This window comes from Streptomyces glaucescens (genome assembly GCF_002154375.1).
Classification (GTDB): Bacteria; Actinomycetota; Actinomycetes; order Streptomycetales; family Streptomycetaceae; genus Streptomyces; species Streptomyces glaucescens.
This window is the reverse complement of the sequence record NZ_MUND01001024.1, coordinates 1-1,082: the sequence shown is the minus strand read 5'-3', so window position 1 is coordinate 1,082 and position 1,082 is coordinate 1. Positions and strand designations below refer to the sequence as shown.

Below are 1,082 nucleotides of genomic sequence, written 5' to 3'. Positions count from 1 at the left end.
TTTGACGACACCCCCTAGGCAGGCCCGGCCTCGGCTTGCTCCGGCACCTCTCCGGTGCGGCGGACCCGCAGGGCGAGGAGGGCACCGAGGAAGCCGGTCACCAGCCCCCACAGCAGGGCGAGGCCCAGCGCTCCCCAGATCCGGGGGCGCAGGAACAGCTCCCCGGACAGTCCGCCGCCCAGATCGCCGATGCCCAGCACGGACAGGCCGAAGGCGGCGGAGATCCGGCCGACCAGGCAGATCATGAGGACCGTGAGGGCGAGCGCCACCGCCATGTGCGCCGCGTGCTGCCACAGATGGACGCGGGCCGGCGAGCGGACCGCCATCACGAAGGCCGCCGCCAGCAGCAGCACCGCCTCGACGGCCACCAGCCACCACACCCGGCCGTCGTAGTCGGCGAGCGTGCCCAGATTGACGGTGCTCACATCCGCGGACCGCATCACCTGGTCCAGTACCTGCGGCATCGGCAGGCCGAACGGCCCCTCCACATGGCCGTCCCAGGTGGTGCCGAGCCCGAGGGTGAGCGCCAGCCACACGAGATTCGGCGTTCCCAGCAGAATCACCGCCAGCGTCTCCGCGCCGTGCCCGCGCGTCACCGCCACCACCAGCCCGATGACGACACCCAGCAGCACATGGGCCAGCAGCAGGACGACCATCGCGTACGCCGCCGGGCGCACCGACTCCTGGAACCGCAGCAGCCGCCCCGGCAGCGGGGCCCCGCGCGAGCACAGCAGGGCCAGCACCAGCACCCCGGCCAGCCACAGCACCCCGAAGACCAGGGTGAGCGGCACATCGGTGGTGAAGCCGACTTCCGGATCGATGCCGAAGAGGCCGGCGAGGTCACTGACCGCGCTGTCGCCGAGGGAGAGGCTGAAGGTGTGCCGGGCGGTGAGGGCCAGTGCGACCAGCGCCGCCAGCCACAGCACGGCGATCCGCGCGGCCCAGCCGGCCAGTTCACCTGCGCCGGCCACCGCCCGGTGCCGCAGCGGCCACAGAAAGCCGGCGGCGAACACCAGTGCGCCGACCAGCGTCACGGACAGCGGAACGACCGTCAGGCCGCCCTCGACACCGGCGAGTTCCCC

Annotated in this window: 1 protein-coding gene; it reads right to left on the bottom strand. The window is 72.9% G+C overall.

Annotated elements, in window-relative coordinates:
* Positions 1–14: 14 nt before the first annotated feature.
* On the bottom strand, positions 15–1,082 hold a 1,068-nt coding region (locus CCN42_RS40295; protein ID WP_245877699.1), incomplete at its 5' end, for a streptophobe family protein.